Annotated in this window: 12 protein-coding genes; 7 read left to right on the plus strand and 5 right to left on the minus strand. The window is 44.4% G+C overall.

Annotated elements, in window-relative coordinates; all coding sequences use genetic code 11:
• Positions 1-336: 336 nt before the first annotated feature.
• Complete coding sequence (locus WKU26_RS06900) at positions 337-543, minus strand: hypothetical protein (RefSeq protein ID WP_340321397.1); 207 nt, start codon at positions 541-543, stop codon at positions 337-339.
• Positions 544-641: 98 nt separating this feature from the next.
• On the opposite strand from WKU26_RS06900, the gene WKU26_RS06905 reads away from it, so the two are divergent.
• From WKU26_RS06905 to WKU26_RS06920, 4 genes are all read left to right on the plus strand, one after another.
• Positions 642-1,214 (plus strand): helix-turn-helix domain-containing protein, encoded by a 573-nt coding sequence (locus tag WKU26_RS06905; RefSeq protein WP_340321398.1) that lies wholly within the window; start codon positions 642-644, stop codon positions 1,212-1,214.
• A gap of 71 nt (positions 1,215-1,285) precedes the next feature.
• Positions 1,286-3,523: a heavy metal translocating P-type ATPase gene (locus WKU26_RS06910; RefSeq protein WP_340321399.1), complete on the plus strand. Its 2,238-nt coding sequence runs from the start codon at positions 1,286-1,288 to the stop codon at positions 3,521-3,523.
• Between the two features lie 161 nt (positions 3,524-3,684).
• Positions 3,685-7,962 carry an AAA domain-containing protein gene (locus tag WKU26_RS06915; protein WP_340321400.1) on the plus strand — a complete coding sequence of 1,426 codons (4,278 nt, stop codon included), beginning with the start codon at positions 3,685-3,687 and terminating at the stop codon, positions 7,960-7,962.
• Positions 7,963-7,971: 9 nt separating this feature from the next.
• Complete coding sequence (locus tag WKU26_RS06920; RefSeq protein ID WP_340321401.1) at positions 7,972-8,706, plus strand: SDR family NAD(P)-dependent oxidoreductase; 735 nt, start codon at positions 7,972-7,974, stop codon at positions 8,704-8,706.
• A gap of 644 nt (positions 8,707-9,350) precedes the next feature.
• On the opposite strand, the gene WKU26_RS06925 is transcribed toward WKU26_RS06920, so the two are convergent.
• The 4 genes from WKU26_RS06925 to WKU26_RS06940 form a co-directional block, all read right to left on the minus strand.
• Complete coding sequence (locus WKU26_RS06925; protein WP_340321402.1) at positions 9,351-10,715, minus strand: MATE family efflux transporter; 1,365 nt, start codon at positions 10,713-10,715, stop codon at positions 9,351-9,353.
• Positions 10,716-10,749: 34 nt separating this feature from the next.
• Positions 10,750-12,030, minus strand: coding sequence for a voltage-gated chloride channel family protein (locus tag WKU26_RS06930; protein WP_340321403.1), 1,281 nt, complete (start codon positions 12,028-12,030; stop codon positions 10,750-10,752).
• 262 nt (positions 12,031-12,292) lie between these two features.
• Positions 12,293-13,327, minus strand: coding sequence for a UDP-glucose 4-epimerase GalE (galE, locus tag WKU26_RS06935; RefSeq protein WP_269878251.1), 1,035 nt, complete (start codon positions 13,325-13,327; stop codon positions 12,293-12,295).
• A 93-nt stretch (positions 13,328-13,420) separates the two neighbouring features.
• Positions 13,421-15,088, minus strand: a complete 1,668-nt coding sequence (locus WKU26_RS06940) for a formate--tetrahydrofolate ligase (RefSeq protein WP_269878250.1) — start codon at positions 15,086-15,088, stop codon at positions 13,421-13,423.
• Positions 15,089-15,183: 95 nt separating this feature from the next.
• Here WKU26_RS06940 and WKU26_RS06945 point away from each other — a divergent pair, with 95 nt between their 5' ends.
• From WKU26_RS06945 to WKU26_RS06955, 3 genes are read left to right on the plus strand one after another with little or no spacing between them, the layout of a single operon-like run.
• Positions 15,184-15,675, plus strand: coding sequence for a pyridoxamine 5'-phosphate oxidase family protein (locus WKU26_RS06945; protein WP_340321404.1), 492 nt, complete (start codon positions 15,184-15,186; stop codon positions 15,673-15,675).
• Positions 15,672-17,012, plus strand: coding sequence for an MATE family efflux transporter (locus WKU26_RS06950; protein WP_340321405.1), 1,341 nt, complete (start codon positions 15,672-15,674; stop codon positions 17,010-17,012). Before WKU26_RS06945 ends, WKU26_RS06950 begins: the two co-directional genes overlap by 4 nt.
• Before the next feature lie 27 nt (positions 17,013-17,039).
• Positions 17,040-18,965, plus strand: coding sequence for an SUMF1/EgtB/PvdO family nonheme iron enzyme (locus WKU26_RS06955; protein WP_340321406.1), 1,926 nt, complete (start codon positions 17,040-17,042; stop codon positions 18,963-18,965).
• Positions 18,966-19,023 lie beyond the last annotated feature (58 nt).

The following is a 19,023-nucleotide window of genomic DNA, read 5'->3' on the forward strand; positions in this document are numbered from 1 at the left end:
TTGCAAATAACTGTTTTACAGCAGGTTTTATGAGTTGTTTTTCTGCAAAGGAGGATATAACGGAGATTTCCATATACATTATTATATAATATAAGCACATTTATCTTTCCTCAAGGAAAAAATCTTTTTGAAAAAACATACTCTCAAATGACACAAGAATGAAAAACTCACAGAAAAAACGCCCTACTTTGCTTACAAAAAATCAAATAAACAACACTCAACAGTTTTATTATCATCCTACTGAAGGCATACCCTCCCAAAAAACAAAGCATAAAAATAAGGCAAACAGCTATACGAAAATTATAATCTCAATATTTTTCCTCCTTTCCTAACATCTTAATACTTCACCAAACGTTTGGGAGAACCATGCCACGAACATCCCAAACAAAAAACTTCTGATGTATCATACCCATCAAGTGAGTGTTCCGGATCCTTGGCCACCACTTCCCCTTCATCTGTTACATACACTAACAAACGTTCCCCTTTCTCGTTCTTTACATACATAGCAGCAATCTTACACTGCGGACAAAGCATTTTCTTCATATTTCTTTATATCAATATTAATTGCCATAAATATAAAAGAAAACATCATCTTCTCACAAATTGTTTATAGTTTTGTAAATAAAGTTCGTTATACAGATATGGAAGGAAGTACTATTTATATAAAAAATATGGTCTGCAACCGTTGCATCATGGTTGTAAAACAATTGCTCACAAATATGGGATTTACCCTCCGGCACATAGAATTGGGTAAAGTTATCGTTGAAGAACAATTATTACCCAACGACTATAAAGCAATAGACGAACAACTGCGCCCCATCGGATTTGAACTGATAGACGACAAACGTATCCGGCTAATTGAGCAAATAAAGAAAGAAATTATCGAACTGATTTACTATCAGGATAACAATCTCAAGACCAATCTATCGGATTACCTGACTACAAAATGTCACTCCGAGTATAGTCTGCTCAGCAAACTATTTTCAGAAACCACAGGTATGACCATTGAAAAGTATTTCATCGCCCAAAAGATAGAACGAGTAAAAGAACTACTACTCTACAACGAGCTATCCCTCAACGAAATAGCCATAAAGCTCAACTACTCGAGCACAGCACATTTAAGTGCACAGTTTAAAAGTGTAACCGGAACCACTCCCAGTCAATTCAGGAAAATAAAAGAACAAAAAAGAAAAGCCATTGACCAAATCGTATAAATCATATCCATAATTATATAACACCTCCTACCGTTTGCCACTGTATCTTTGCTTCCAATAAAAAAAGAATTATGGCAAACAATAAAATCGTCAAACAAACCTTTCCCGTACTCGAGATGAGTTGTGCCGCCTGCGCGGCACGCGTTGATAAAACCCTGAACAAACAACCCGGAGTATTATCAGCCACAGTAAACTATGCAGCAGCTACGGCTACAGTAGAATATGATACTTCACTCTGCTCACCCGAAGCACTGAAAACTGCCATCCAAAAAGCAGGATACGACTTAATCGTAGACATACAACCTCAAGAACCAGAAGAAGCAGAACATACTCATACAGAAAAACTGCACCATCAGAAAGTGCGTACCATCTGGGCTATTCTTCTGTCACTGCCCATTGCCCTTATCGGAATGTTCTTTATGGACATACCTTATGCCAATTATATCATGTGGATACTCTCCACCCCTGTCGTATTCTGGTTGGGAAGAGACTTTTATATCAACGCCTGGAAGCAACTCAAGCACCGCTCTGCCAATATGGACACTTTAGTAGCCAACAGTACCGGCATTGCCTACCTGTTCAGTCTTTTCAATCTCTTCTATCCTGAATTCTGGCTGGAGCGAGGTGTACAGCCACACGTATATTTCGAAGCAGCCAGTGTCATCATTGCCTTCATCCTATTAGGACGACTGCTCGAAGCAAGAGCCAAAGACAACACATCAGCTGCCATCAAAAAACTAATCGGACTTCAACCTAAAACTGTCACACTTCTTACTCCTGACGGCAAGCAGCAGGAAGTCAGTATCGAACAAATCCGTGTACACGACACTCTTCTCGTAAAACCAGGAGAAAAAATTGCTGTCGACGGTATGGTTTACGAAGGCAATTCGTATATCGACGAAAGTATGCTAAGCGGAGAACCGGTGCCTGTCTATAAAGAAAAAGGCAGTCGCGTTTTTGCAGGTACCATCAACCAAAAAGGAAGCTTCCAGTTCAAAGCCGAAAAAGTTGGCTCTGATACCATGCTTGCCCATATCATCCACATGGTACAAGAGGCACAAGGCAGCAAGGCTCCGGTACAGAAACTGGTCGACAAGATTGCCGGAATCTTTGTACCCGTCATCCTCAGTATTGCCCTTCTAAGCTTTGTATTATGGCTGATACTTGCCCCAGAGAACGGATTTACCCACGGACTACTGGCCGCAGTTACCGTACTCATCATTGCCTGTCCCTGTGCTTTGGGACTGGCCACTCCTACAGCCATCATGGTAGGAATAGGAAAAGGAGCAGAACAGGGAATCCTGATAAAAGACGCAGAAAGTCTGGAAACAGCCAAACGAATCGACACCATCGTACTGGATAAAACCGGTACTATTACCGAAGGACAGCCTACTGTAAACCACATGATATGGTGGAACAACAGCGAAGAAATCCGCAATATCTTTTACAGTCTGGAGAAACTCTCCGAACACCCACTGGCCAATGCCGTCACCCACCATCTGAAAGGAGAATTCCTGCCCCTTACCCAATTCGAAAGTCTCACCGGACAAGGTGTAAAAGCCTGTTTCAACAATCAGTATTATCTGGCCGGAAACGAGCAGTTGCTTAAAACACAGGGTATCCGGATTTCCAGCGAGCAGGAAGAAACCGCAGCAACCTTTACCCGTGACGCACAGACCGTCATCTGGTTTGCCGACGAGAAGCAAGTCCTGGGTATCGCAGCCATCAGCGACCGCATTAAAGAAACATCCCGAGAAGCCATCTCCCTCCTTCAACAACAGGGAATCGATGTCGTGATGCTGACCGGCGACAACCCTTCTACCGCACAAGCCATTGCCCGACAAGCCGGTATCAGCCACTACCAGGCCGAAGTATTGCCTCAACAAAAAGCTGCATACATCAAATCCTTGCAACAGAAAGGCAAATGTGTAGCCATGGTAGGCGATGGAATAAACGACAGTGCTGCTCTTGCCCAAGCCGACCTGAGTATTGCAATGGGTAAAGGAAGCGATATTGCCATGGATGTGGCAAAAATTACATTAATCTCATCCGATCTGACCAAAATTCCAGAAGCCATCCGTCTGTCTGCGCTTACCGTCCGCACTATCCGTCAGAATCTGTTCTGGGCATTCATCTACAATCTGATCGGAGTACCGGTAGCTGCCGGCATCCTGTTCCCAATCAATGGTTTTCTTTTGAATCCGATGCTGGCGGGAGCAGCCATGGCCATGAGTAGTGTAAGCGTAGTAACCAACAGTCTGCGCCTCCGCAACAAGCCACTGCGAAAAGAAAAAGTACGGACAAAATAAAATAAAAACACTATCTTTGTTTTTCATAGTAAAAACAAAGATAGTATGAATTTTAGAACTTGCTTTCACACAGACAGATACACTATATCTTATCCTCGTTTTCAGCTTACACAGCTCCACACATACAGTTCTCTGAATATCTCTAATGTATCTGCCCGATAATGTTTGACTTTTCTACCTCACGAATCGAAATACAGTCCTTCGATCTGTACAACCGTATTGAACAGATACACCGCCAGCCCGCAGCAGCTCCCGAAAATCTCCGGGCCAAATACATTCTTCTGTATAAAGTTTTGGAACAAGCCTGCTACGAACTGACAGTGGGGGTAACCTTTTCTTTTGCCAATCTGTTCTCCCGTATCGACTACATTTGCAAGGAGAAACGCATGACTCCTTCGGACAAATATGCCATACAAACGATGCGCCGCAATTGCAATGCAGCCATGCGAAACGACTTTCAGCCCCTGATGGAAGAATATCTTTACGATTTGCGCGCGCTGGTACGTTTCATTTCACTGGCCTTCGAAGAAGACATTCCTGCCAGTCTGCTTCCTCAAATACCTCATTCCAACCGTCCTTATAAAGGTACGCAGCACTCGCGTATTCCCTACATACGAGCTTCGGTTACAAGTTGGAACGAGAACCACATCTTTGCTGCGACCGACAGTGAAGAAGACCCTTTCATCATCATCGACTATATGAAAGGAGGATGCAACGGAGATTTATCCTATCTGCACGAACTGCTGACAGAAAACCTTCCCATCAACCTGCTCGATGTACACATTGATGAGGAGAACCATTACATCCCACAGCTCATTATCATTCATCCGGACTACCTGATTGACATCAGTTCACTGGCGGCCTGCTTCCGTGAATACGGACGTCATCCGCTGAACTTTTTCCTCAACAAGGTAAAGCCCAAGGCCAATACCGCTCCCATTCTGATGGGTAACCTGGCCAGCCAGTTTCTTGACGATTACATCAACGAACACAGCGAAGAACCGGTTACCTATGCCCGTACCATCAAAAAGTTCTTTGCCTCATCGGCACTGGAGTTTTGTACCTGCCCGCTCCCAGCCAACTTTCATGAACAGGCACAGGCACAGATGGTCAATATCCGATCGTTTGTACAAGACATACTTCCACACAATATCCATGCCTTCGACAAGCACAACACCCTGCTCGAAGCCTCTTTCATCTGCGAAAAACTAGGATTGCAGGGACGTGTCGATATGCTACAGAAAGACTTTAAAGTGCTGATAGAACAGAAATCGGGTAAAAGAGATGAGTTCAACCGCAAGCACAAGGAAGACCACTTTGTACAGATGATGCTCTATCAGGGAGTCTTGATGTACAACTTCGGGAAAGAGACCAACGACTTGCAGACCTTCCTTCTTTACTCTAAATATACCGACGGCCTGATGATAGAACACTTTGCTGAAACACTGTTTAGAGAAAGCATGAGACTGCGCAATTACATCGTTGCCAATGAAATCAGCTTCGGAGAAGGAGCCATTACCCCCGTTGTAGAACAACTCAATACAGACCTGCTCAACGAAAGACAGGTGTGCAACCGATTGTGGAACGACTTCCAGGAGCCTCAGCTACAAGAAACCATCAATACTTTAAAGCGCTGTACCCCATTGGAACGAGCTTACTTCCAGCGCTTCTTCACCTTCGTATCCAAAGAGCAGATTTTAGGCAAGACCGGAGGACGTGTCGACCCCTCCAACGGATTTGCCTCCTTATGGCATATGCCACTTGCCGAGAAACTGGAGTCGGGCAACATCTTACTGGGACTGACCATCCGTTCCAAAGCACAAAGCAGTCCCAACAAAGGATACGACCTCATCGAACTGAGTATTCCCCAGCAAGACGATGAATTCCTGCCCAATTTCCGTGCAGGCGACATCATTATCTTCTATTCCTACAAAGAGCAACCCGATGTCCGCAATCAGATTCTGATGAAAGGAAACATTGTCAGCATTCAGACCGACCGGATTACAATTCTGTTGCGAAACGGGCAGCAGAACAAAGATATTATAGGAGACGAACACGACACATTTGCCATTGAGCACGACTTCTCCGACTCTTCTGCTACCGCCGCCATGCGCGGACTGTATGCCTTTTTATCGGCACGCGCAGACCGCAAAGCACTCATTCTCTGCCAGCGTATGCCTTCCTGTTGCACAGAACGCAAACTGAACGGCTCTTACGGCCGCTTTGATGAGCTTATTCTGAAAGAGAAACAAGCCGACGACTACTTTTTGCTGGTAGGTCCTCCGGGTACAGGAAAGACCTCCTGCGCCTTGCGCTATATGGTAGAAGAAGCACTGACAGAACCGGATGCTTCACTTCTGTTGCTGTCGTATACCAACAGGGCTGTAGACGAGATATGCAGTATGCTGGTCGACTCGGGCATCGCCGCACAGACTCCGTTTATCCGCATCGGAAACGAGCTCTCCTGCGACAAGCGTTTTCTGCCTTATCTGCTGAAAAACAGTCTGGCGGATTGCCCCAAACTGACCGATATCAAACAGAAAATTGCCGATACACGCATTTTTGTAGGAACTACTACGGCCATCAACAACCGCCTGCATCTGTTTAATCTGAAACATTTCCAGTTGGCGATTATCGACGAAGCCTCACAGATTCTGGAACCAGACCTGACCGGAATTTTATCGGCACGCTGCGGACAGGCAAATGCCATCGACAAGTTTGTACTGATAGGCGACTACAAACAGTTGCCCGCCATCGCACAGCAGAGTGTAGAAGAAGCAGCTGTCAATGACCCTATCTTACAACAAATCGGGCTATACGACTGCCGTAACTCGCTGTTCGAGCGTCTGTACAAGCAATGTGCGGACACCCACCGCAGCATTCTCCACAAACAGGGACGTATGCATCCGGCCGTGTCCGAATTTCCCAATCAGACATTCTACTATTACGAGCAACTGGAGCCTGTTCCTCTGCCTCATCAGGAAGAAACTTTTCCATATCCGGATACTACAAAAGTACAAGACAGCACCGACCGCCTGCTGGCCAACCGCCGTATGATATTTATCCCGGCAGAAACTCCGCAAGAGGTTCATCTCTCAGAGAAAACCAACTTAAACGAAGCACGTATCGTAGCCTGTCTGCTGCAACACATCTACCGACTGACAGAGGCCAACTTTGATGTCCATAAAACAGTAGGTGTCATCGTACCTTACCGCAACCAGATAGCCATGATCCGGAAGGAAATCGCCCGACTGGAAATACCTGCCTTGCTCGATATCTCCATCGATACCGTAGAACGCTATCAGGGCAGTCAGCGCGATGTCATCATCTACTCGTTTACCATACGCAATTTCAGTCAGTTGAATTTCCTTACCGCCAATACCTTCCGGGAAGGAGACTTTCTGATAGACCGCAAACTGAATGTGGCCATTACCCGTGCCCGCAAGCAACTTATCCTGACAGGAAATCCACAGGTATTGGGCAGCCATATCACCTTCTATAAGCTGATGGAATACATCCGGATGCGAAACGGATACATTGAAACGAATACAGATGATTTCTGCAACGGACGGTTCGATATACCAGACTATACAGCCGGATGGGACTTGAATCCAGCTGTATACCCGCTGCCCGACGCATTCCGGCAAGTTTTTACGGAAACCGTCGAACAACCTTTCCAAGAGCAAAACAACCGTCAGGATGAAGTATATCATCGTGAAATAACCGGTTACGGGCGCTGTACCTTCCGTTCGGAAGCTGCCTTGTCTGCACCCGCCGACTATGCGTTGCTGTACAACCATTATTATATGCCACGTCAATATGCGGCAGCCCGATCTTTATGGGAGGGCAACGGTAACCTTTTTGCCACTGCCATGAAAAATGCATCGGGAAGAACCGTATTCTGCGATCTTTCTTATGAAGCAGGAGCATCGGGTCTGGCATTTGCCGACACCTGCCGCCAGTTGCCGCGTACCGCCCTGACGTACATCGGCATTTATCCGCTTCAGGAAATGGGAGAAACGGCGGCTCATTTTTTCCAGACCGAAAGTTATCGCCATGTAGCATGTGCCTTCTACCCTAAACTCACGGCCCTGAAAGCAGAATTCTGGATGGCACATTCGGTATTGTCCGAGCTGGTTGTATTCAATCTGTCGAATCTGTTCGACCGCATCACCCCCGCCGAAGCACGGGCACTGGCACTCGATATCAATCAGATTGTACATGCCTATCCGCTGAACCACTACATTACCGTTTTCCGGGATGATGCTGGAGCACGAATGAACAACCATTCGTATACGGTATTCTGCAATCATCTTACGCAAGAGCTGCGGCCGGTCAACGAGAAGATGCCTTTTGCCGGAAAATTCCATTATGCGCAAGAAGGTGCAACTACACCAACCGCACACGATTTTATGTATGAAATAAGAACCAACCAATAGAGAAAGACCATGAACCACAAACGCGCCATTATTGTAGGAGCCACCTCGGGCATCGGTAAAGAAGTAGCCCGACAGCTCGTGGCAGAAGGCTGGCACATCGGCATAGCCGGACGCCGGGAAGCACTCTTAAAAGAACTGCAGGCCGAAGCTCCTTCACAAATCAGTATTCAGTGTATAGATGTACAAGAGGACGAGGCCGAAGCACGACTCTACCAACTGATAGAACAGGTAGGCGGAATGGATCTGTTTCTTCAAAGTTCGGGTATCGGCCGTCAGAACAGAGACTTGAATGCAGACATCGAAATACGTACACTGGAAACCAACGGAACAGGATTTGTACGCATGGTAGGCGCTGCTTTCCGCTATTTCCGCAAGCAGGGATACGGACACATTGCCGTAATCAGTTCCATAGCCGGTACCAAAGGCTTAGGTTCTGCTCCCGCTTACTCTGCAAGCAAACGCTTTCAGAACATCTACATCGATGCTCTGGAGCAACTGGCCTATATGCAGAAGATACCGGTTCACTTTACAGACATACGCCCCGGCTTTGTAAAAACAGATATTCTGAATGACAACAAACACTACCCTATGCTGATGGATGCACAAACCACTGCCCGACACATTGTCTGTGCACTGAAACGGAAAAAACGGGTGGCAATTATCGACTGGAGATACCGGCTGCTGGTATGGGGATGGCGCCTCATCCCACGCTGGATATGGAAACGGTTGCCTGTCAAGAACTAAGCATTCCGGTCTGCCCTCACCTGCCAGTCAGAAAGAGAGCAGGCCGGAGGTATTTTTCAGATTGACACTTTTATTCTGAAATGCGCTTTTAACTATACAAATGTAAGAAATCCATATTTCGCGCTAACGCGTATTTTCAATACAAAGTGTACTCACGAGAAAATCCGGTAGCATTTTTCACTCAAAAAGCAGGCAAAAACATGCTTTACAGCAGATTAATAAGACCTGAAATGACAGCCTACGGTACTTGAATAAAGGGCTTACGATACTTGTATCATCTGCCTACGCGACTAATCGCATCAGTCCACGCGACCATTCGCGTAGATTGATGCTGCAGAAAATCTATTTTCAAGCCCTTTTTTACATAATTTTAGCCTCCAACTCCCGATTTCAGCATACATTTTTATTCTGATAAAAGGGGAGAAAAAGACGTATTCACCTTCCCATCTCACGGTTTACTGCAATCAAATCTATCACGATTTCTGTTTTTAAAGGTTATTGCTATCTTCCTGATTTCCCCAACCCCTTAAAAACGGAGGAATTTGTCATCGGCTCCGTATCCGGCTCCAAATAACGCCGTGTAGAAGGGTCTGATTTGACAATTTGAAATCTTCATTTACAAAGGAAAAAGGAGCAACGACATATTACATTTTGTCAGCCCGTTCGCGTGCAACAATCACCTTCAACCGGCGATACATATATGCAAAAGCTGGCACAAGGAATATTACTGCAAAAACCCAAGCCGTAGGATCACCAAAGCAAATAGCCCAGAAGCCCCACAAAGGAACCGCTACCACACTCACCAAAATACGTGCTATCATCTCTGCCACACCGGAGAACATGGCCAGATTGGTATATCCTGCTCCCTGAATAGAATAGCGGAGAATACACAACATACCCAAAAACGGAAAGAACGAAACGGATACATGAAGGAATAAAGCTGCTTTCTCTATTATCTCATGTTCGGAAGCATCGACAAAAAGCAGAGTAAACCGCTCTGCAAATCCCCACAGAATACCGTTTACAATCACCACATAAATAACCATAAGCAATGTAGCCGACTTTACTCCCTGCCAAATACGCTCCGGCTTTCCGGCTCCGTAATTCTGGCCGCAATAGGTAGCCATCGCGATACCCAAACTTTCCAGCATACAGAGGAAGAACATCTTGATACGGATACCGGCTGTAAAAGCAGCCACACAAGCAGTTCCCAAGGCATTGTTCGCACTCTGCAACATGATGCTTCCGATGGCAGTAATGGAGAACTGCAGTCCCATCGGTGTACCGATATAAAGGAGCTGCTTGGCCAATTCCGGACGGAATTTACGGTCGGACGGAGTCATACGGAGAATCTCAAACTTACGGTTCATGTACAGGTAGCACAATACAGCCGACACGCCTTGTGAAAAGACAGTAGCGATGGCTGCCCCTGCCACACCCCAACCGAAAACCAGGATACAGAGTAAATCGAGTAAAATATTCAATACTGTAGAAAACAGCAAAAACCAGAAAGGTGTCTTGCTGTCGCCCAATGCACGGATGATACTGGACAACAGGTTATAGAAAAAGGTACAAGGTACCCCGATAAAAGTAATCAGCAGATAATAGTAGGCATTGTCGAATATAGTTTCCGGCGTCTGCATCACCCGCAAAATAAATGCACAGAGCAAGCTGGTAATCAAAGCTATGATTACAGAAAGCAATGCGGCCAGTTTCAGACTGACTGCCACATAACGGCGCATCGTCACATAATCGTGCGCGCCAAACTTCTGCGCTACCGGAATACCGAATCCTCCGCAACAGCCGTTGCAGAATCCCAAAATAAGAAATACAACCGAGGTACTGGCTCCGACTGATGCCAGTGCATTGATTCCTAAAAATTTTCCTACAATAGCAGCATCGACCAATGAATAGGTTTGCTGCAGCAGGCTTCCCAACAACAAGGGAATTGTAAAATTGAATATCAACGGCAACGAAGCGCCGGATGTCATCTCTTTAGAGTGTGCCATAACTCTTTATCCTTAAAAACAATCTTTCTTATGCTTACTTTAATGTATGTCCCTTCTTTCTTAAATACAGCAGATGCTTGGGACTGCCTACTACCTGTGCTGTATAGATTCCGGTATGCCCTGAAAACAGATAAGCTACCACACAGGCTATGCCAATGTAAATACCCGGCTCAATACCAAAAAGTTCAATCCCCATCAGCGTACAAGCCACCGGAGTATTTGTTGCTCCTGCAAAAACAGCCACAAAACCCATTCCAGCCAGTAAAGACATAGGCAAAGGCAAAACAAAAGCCAGCGCACTGCCTAATGTGGCACCGACAAAGAACAACGGTGTAACTTCTCCCCCTTTAAAACCGACACCGATAGTAAAGGTGGTAAAAAGAAGCTTCAGCAGAAAATCGTACCACATCTGCTGCTCGGAAAAGGAAGCCACAATAGTAGGCACTCCCAAACCGATGTATTTCGTTGTACCCAACGCATATACAGCCAGTGCAATGATGATACCTCCTGCTACCGGACGTAAAGGAGGATAAGCAATGTATTTCTTGGCAAGATTTCCCCAAAAACCAATGGAGCGGGAAAAAAGCATCGCAGCAAGTCCGAAAAGAATACCGGCCACGCAAACCCACAGAATAGGAGCAACCTGAAGTTCCGGCACTACAGGAGCCGGGTAATGTGTATGAGCTACTCCCCAGCTATGACAAGTGAGATGAGCAAAAACCGCCGACAGAAAAGCCGGAAGAATGGCTTCGTATCGCATTCGTCCTACTACAATAACCTCCAGCCCAAATACCGCTCCCGCCAAAGGAGTACCGAATACGGAAGCAAAACCGGCACTGATACCCATCAGTACCATTACTTTATGATCGCGGCGATGCAAACGGAACAAGCGGGAAAACTGGTCGGCTATGGCTCCACCCATCTGTACTCCGGTACCTTCACGACCGGCGGATCCTCCGAAAAGATGAGTCAGAACCGTTCCGATATATACCAAAGGAGCCATACGGAAAGGAATAATGTCACGAGGAGAGCGAATTTCCTCTATCAGAAAATTATTGCCTTTAGCTGCTGTACCAGCCCAATAATGATACATCAGACCAATAACCAATCCGGCTAAAGGAAGAGCGGCTATAATCCATTTATGGGCTTCACGATAATCTGTTGCCCAGTTTAAAGAGACCAGCAACAACGCGGATGCTGAACCAATACACACTCCTGCCACACCTGACAGCAACAACCATTTTACCAAATAGGCCAATAAAGGCAACTGTTCTACCTTATGCCAGGCCCACCTATAACGAGTATCTTTTTTCATGTTCTCTCACAATTCGGGCGCAAAGATACAAATTCCCATTGAGGTGACAAACAAAAAACTGTCCCCCGGCTCACGCCGGAGAACAGTCACAACACAAACACAAAATAAAACACGACAAAACTACTATGCATCGACACTTCTCTGCACCCAAAGGAACAGAAAGCATTTACACATATTCACATATCTACAAATGCCTTAAAAGTGTCTGCACTTAGTATAACACAAAAAGAGTGTTATTTGTTCGCATATTCTCCAAAAAAATTTATTGTATTCCTTCTTCACGAAGTTTTACTTGCCAATTCCAAGCAGAACGCAAGGTTTCTTCTATTGTTGTATCGGCTTTCCATCCCAATTCATTATTTGCGAATGAAGGATCTGCCCATACCTGTTCGATATCTCCGGCACGACGTCCTGTAATCTGATAGTTCAGTTTTACGCCTGTAGCACTTTCGAACGCGTGAATCAGTTCCAATACAGAAACTCCACGGCCTGTTCCGATATTGAACACTTCCACTTTTTCTTTCTGCTTCTTATCCATGATACGGTTCATTGCTATCACATGGGCTTTAGCCAAATCAACCACGTAAATATAGTCACGAATACAAGAACCGTCAGGAGTATTATAATCATCGCCAAAAACACTCAGTTTTTCGCGTATGCCCATTGCAGTCTGGGTAAGATACGGAACCAGATTCTGCGGTACACCGTTAGGAAGTTCACCAATCAATGCAGTAGGATGTGCCCCTATCGGATTGAAGTAACGAAGCAGAATAGCCTGTATCGGAGCTCCTGAAGCTACTGTATCACGAATGATTTCCTCATTAATCTGTTTGGTATTTCCATAAGGAGATTCAGCCTTCTTGATAGGAGCCTGCTCTGTAACCGGCAGTTTGTCAGGCTGTCCGTATACGGTACATGAAGAAGAGAAGATAATGCCTTCTACCTCATGTTTCGGCATCAGCTCAAGCAGATTAATCAATGAAACCAAATTGTTGCGATAATACAACAGAGGTTTCTGTACAGACTCACCGACAGCCTTGCTTGCTGCAAAGTGAATAATACCTTTAATTCCCGGATATTTGCTGAACACAGCATCCATTCCAGCATAGTCCAAGCAATCTACCTTTTCAAAAGCCGGACGAATACCTGTAATCTTTTCAATACTGTCTACGACTTCCGCACGTGAATTTGAAAGATTGTCGACAATAATCACTTCATATCCGTTATTCTGCAATTCCACTACTGTATGCGAACCAATATATCCGGTTCCACCAGTGACAAGGATTCTTTTCTTCATAAGAACAATTATTTTATTAATCAGGAATAATCTAAACAATCTTCTACAAAAGTAGGAATTATTCCTGAAGTTCGTTCGTTATACGGCCAAAATTTATGACAAACCTTCTATTTCTCCATTCACGATGTCGATATGCAAAGCCTGAGGCTCTTTAGGCAATCCCGGCATACGCATAATTTCTCCGGCAATTACTACCAGCATCTCAGCTCCTGCATTCAGTACAATGTCGCGTACATGGAATTCAAAACCTTCTACCACACCATACTGTTTAGCATCGGTTGAGAATGAATATTGAGTCTTGGCAATACAGATAGGGAATTTTTCATATCCCAGACTTTCTGCCATCTTGATTTTCTTCTTAGCTGTAGCACTATATGTAATGATGCTGGCACCATACTGATCGCATGCCACTTTACGGATTTTTTCTTCAATGCTGTCTTTTTCTTCGTATGCGAAATGAAGAGGTTGAGAAGGTTTGTTTTCAATGGTATCCACAACCAGATTAGCCAACTCTACCGCTCCTGCTCCACCTTCCACAAAGGCATTGTTTACAGCAAAACCAATACCAATAGATTTACAGTGAGAACGTACAAATTCGATTTCTTCATCCGAATCATTTGCATAGCGGTTGAATGCAACTACAACGGTCTGACCGAATGACTGTAAGTTACGCAAGTGTTTTTCCAGATTGGCAAGTCCTTTATACAAACCTTCCATATTAGGTTCTTTTATCTTGTCAAGACTGACTCCACCATGCATTTTCAATCCTTGTGCAGTAGCTACTATAACAGTCAGTTTAGGCTGCAATCCCGCCTTGCGACACTTGATATCATAAAATTTCTCTGCTCCCAAGTCAGCTCCGAAACCGGCCTCTGTAATGACATAATCGCCGAATGTCATAGCCAGTTTGGTAGCCAGCACAGAGTTACAACCGTGAGCAATGTTAGCAAACGGACCACCATGAACGAAAGCAGCTGTATGTTCTGTTGTCTGTACCAGGTTAGGAGAAATCGCATCCTTCAACAATACAGTAATGGCACCAGCCACACCCAGATCTTTTACAGTAAACGGTTTATTGTCGATAGTAAAGCCCAACAAAATATTTTCGATTCTACGGCGCAAATCATCTTCATCTGTAGCCAGACACAAAATTGCCATAATCTCGGAAGCTGGAGTGATATCAAATCCAGATTCACGGGTAATACCATTGGTTTTTCCCCCCAATCCGGTCACAATATAACGAAGGCCACGGTCGTTTACGTCGAGCACACGATTCCACAAAACTTCTTTCAAGGCAAATCCATTATCCTGATTCTGATACATATAGTTATCCAGCAAAGCCGCAATCATATTATGGGCAGAAGTAATGGCATGGAAGTCACCGGTAAAGTGCAAGTTGATTTTCTCCATCGGAAGAACCTGAGCATATCCACCTCCGGCTGCTCCACCTTTCATACCGAAACACGGACCCAAAGAAGGCTCACGCAATGCACAAATTGCTTTTTTGCCAATCTTATTAAGACCTAAAGCCAAACCAATAGACACCGTAGTCTTACCAATACCGGCTTTAGTCGGAGTAATAGCAGTAACCAATATTAAGTTACTTTTCTTTACTTTTTCATCGTCTATCAATGTTTCAGGAACTTTTGCGATGTAACGTCCGTAATTTTGAATTTCTTCTACGGGGATATCATAGTCACGTGCAATCTGTTTAATCTTAGTCAGCTCAATACTACGAGCAATTTCGATGTCTGATTTCATAGTGTTCTTTTTATTTTAGAAAGCGCAAAGATACGAAAAAATAAATAACTTTGCCGCATCATTTTTGTGCATAAATAAACAGAATATATCGCATTATGAAATTCACCAATGAACATGTACGGCGTCAGGATCGTACATTAAACGAAACACGCGCATTTGAGATTTTAAAAGAAGGGGAATATGGAATACTTTCCATGCAATCTGAGAACGGAGACGGAGCTTATGGCATCCCCTTAAGTTACGTATGGGACAGAGGAAATTCCATTTATATACATTGTGCTCCCGTAGGCAGAAAACTGAATTGTATCGATCGGTGCAATCGGGTTTCTTTTTGCGTAACAGGAAGAACTAAAGTACTTCCGGAACAGTTTACTACGGCCTACGAAAGTGTGGTCGTACAGGGAGAAGCCTATCACAGTCTACCGGATGCAGAACGTATGTCGGCCCTTTCTTTATTCATTAGCAAATACTGCCCGGAGCATAAGATAAAAGGCATGACATATGCTGAAAAATCTTTCTTCCGGACTGAGATTATCCGCATTGACATACAAGAAATAAGTGGAAAAAGCAAACCATTATTCGGATGAAATCATCAGCAACACATTATACCCACAAACAAATCTGGCTTATAGCCTATCCTATTCTAATCAGTCTGTTGATGGAGCAGATGATTGGAATTACCGATACTGCCTTTTTAGGACGTGTAGGAGAAGTTGAGTTAGGAGCATCTGCCATTGCCGGTGTATATTACCTTGCTATTTTCATGATTGGATTCGGTTTTACCATCGGTTCTCAAATCTTAATAGCCCGACGCAATGGAGAAGAGCAATATCAGGCCATAGGAAATATTTTCTATCAAGGCATCTATTTTCTGATGGCCATGAGTGCAGTTGTGTTTACCTTGTCGCAAATCTTTTCCGATGAGATTTTAGGATTCCTGATTTCGTCTCCTCACGTAAGAGATGCAGCAGCCGACTACATCCACTGGAGAGTATTCGGTTTCTTTTTCTCTTTCATCGGAGCTATGTTCCGTGCCTTCTTTGTCGGTACCACACAGACAAAGACACTGACACTGAATTCTATAGTCATGGTACTTTCTAATGTGATATTCAACTACACATTTATATTCGGTAAGTTCGGCTTTCCTGCTTTAGGCATTGCCGGAGCAGCCATCGGTTCTTCACTGGCAGAACTGGTCTCTGTCATCTTTTTCATCATTTATACAAAGAGACGGATTGATTACCGGAAATATGCCCTACATATTATTCCAGCATTCCGAGCCAAAGAACTTGTACAGATAATGCATATTTCCTTATGGACCATGATACAGAACTTCGTATCACTGTCTACCTGGTTTCTGTTTTTCATTTTCATAGAGCATTTAGGAGAACGACCTTTAGCTATCTCCAACATTATTCGCAGTGTATCGAGCTTACCGTTCATGACAGTAGCGGCTTTCTCCTCTACCTGCGGTTCTTTGATAAGTAATCAGATTGGAGCAGGCCATGTACATGAAGTACCTGCCCTTATCCGCCAACACATCCGCTTGTGCGCCTACATCGTACTCCCTCTTGTAGCGCTAATCGCTTTACTACCGATTCCGGTACTAAGTATTTATACAGACATTGAAGAACTGAAACAAGCCTGCATACCTACCTTATGGGTACTATGTTCTTCGTATCTGTTCATGATACCTGGTCATATTTATTTTCAGGCTGTATCCGGTACCGGAAACACAAGGGCAGCCTTCATACTGGAGATGGCTTCACTTTGCATTTACCTGATATATACATCAATCATTGTAATGGGGCTAAAAGCTGATGTTGCTATCTGTTGGACAACGGAACATCTCTATGCATTTTGCATCGGTATAGTCAGCTACTTCTATATAAAGAAAGGAAAATGGCAACATAAAAGAATTTGAATAAGAACTACTTTGACTAATAATTACATGAAAAAACTACAAACCTTTTTAACCGTCTGCTGTTCTTGCTTGATATGCAACAATCTATACAGCCAACGTATAGAGACTGTAAATATTCCTGCCGGAACTTTCTACATGGGAAGTACCGATGCTATTGCCGGAGCTGACGAATCTCCCATTCATCCTGTGACATTGACTTATTCTTTCAGAATGGGTGTTACAGAAGTAACCAATGCACAGTTCGAAGAATTTATGCCCAGTCATAAAAAGTACAGAGGGAAAAACGGACTTTCCTGCAACGATAATGATGCAGTAGTTTATGTTTCGTATCAAGATGCCGTTGATTTCTGTACATGGCTCAGTAAAAAAGAAGGAAAAAACTACCGACTGCCTACCGAAGCCGAATGGGAATATGCATGTCGTGCCGGAAGTTATACTCCATATAATACAGGAGATGCCCTTCCGGAAGAGATGTGCAAGAACCAAGTCATTGCCAGAGATTATCAGCCTGTTTCTCTAAAGGTGGCTCAGTCGGCACCCAATGCTTTCGGGTTATACGATATGCACGGCAATGTAGAAGAGTGGTGTTACGACTGGTATGGAGCATATAGCAGCGAAGCTCAAACCAATCCGGTAGGCCCGGACGAAGGAGAATACAAAATAACCCGAGGCGGAAGTCACCATACCCCTGTACAATATTTACGAAGTGCAACCCGAATGGCTATGATTCCGGAAGATAAACATAGTCTGACCGGATTCAGAGTGGTAGAGAGCGACTTCAACCCCATATCTTGCAGAATCGACAAAGAAAAAGCATTCTTTCTCCCTCCTATTCCTTATGTCATACCTCCTTCCAATAAAAAAATTCCTTTCTACAAACACAACCATCAGCCTTCTCTTACCTGGTGCGATAACGGTGACTTACTCGCCGTCTGGTTTTCTGCCAATGAGGAAAACAGCAGAGAAATGGCTGTACTCTCATCCCGATTGAAGAAAGGTACAAGACAATGGAGCGAAGCTGAGCTCTTTCTCAAAATACCGGGCCGGAATCTGACAGGAACATCCCTGTTCAACAATGGCAAAGGAGAACTGCTTCATCTGAATGGAGTAGAAGCTGCAGGCGACTGGCAAAACCTGATGATGATACTTCGCAGAAGCCATGATAATGGATTAAGCTGGAGTAAACCACAAATCATAGCTTCAGAGCATACCAAAAGACATCAAGTCATTTCAGGTACATCAAGATCGAAAGAAGGATACCTTATCCAGGCATGTGATGCCGGACCAGGAAGTCATGACGGAAGTGCCATTCATATCAGTAAAGATGAAGGTAAAACATGGACTGACCCTTGGGACGGAAAAGCCTTACCCGACTTCAACAAAGATAAGCGGGGAAGTACTATTGCAGGAATACATGCAGGAGTAGTGGCCTTAAAAGACGGCACGCTTATGGCTTTAGGAAGAGGTAACAGTATCGTCAATCAGGAAGGAAAGAAAAGAATGCCTATGAGTTTGTCACACGATTTGGGTAAAACATGGACCTACTCTCCTTCTCCCTTCCCTCCCATCGACGGAGGACAGCGACTGGTATTGATGAGACTGAATGAAGGAGCTATTCTTCTTGTTTCGTTTACCGACCATCCGCAACGTACTCCGGAAAAAGAAAGAGGAATGACCTTTACTGCTGCCGATGGGACCACGTATACCGGATATGGAATGTACGCAGCCGTATCCTACGACGAAGGAAAGACCTGGCCCGTTAAAAAGCCACTGACAGACGGAACAACACGTTTTCTGAATGGAGGAGCATGGACTGGACATTTCATTATGGATGCCACTCATGCAGAACCCAGAGGTTATCTGGCAGGAACACAAACCCCGGATAATACAATACATATTGTAAGTAGCAACCTATATTACCAGTTCAATCTAAAATGGCTGGAAAAGAAATAATAGTTCTTAATCCAATAATATCATTATCCCTTATACAAGAATACAAAAAAAAAATCAA

The organism is Phocaeicola sp. HCN-40430, from assembly GCF_037890285.1.
Lineage (GTDB): Bacteria > Bacteroidota > Bacteroidia > Bacteroidales > Bacteroidaceae > Phocaeicola > Phocaeicola acetigenes.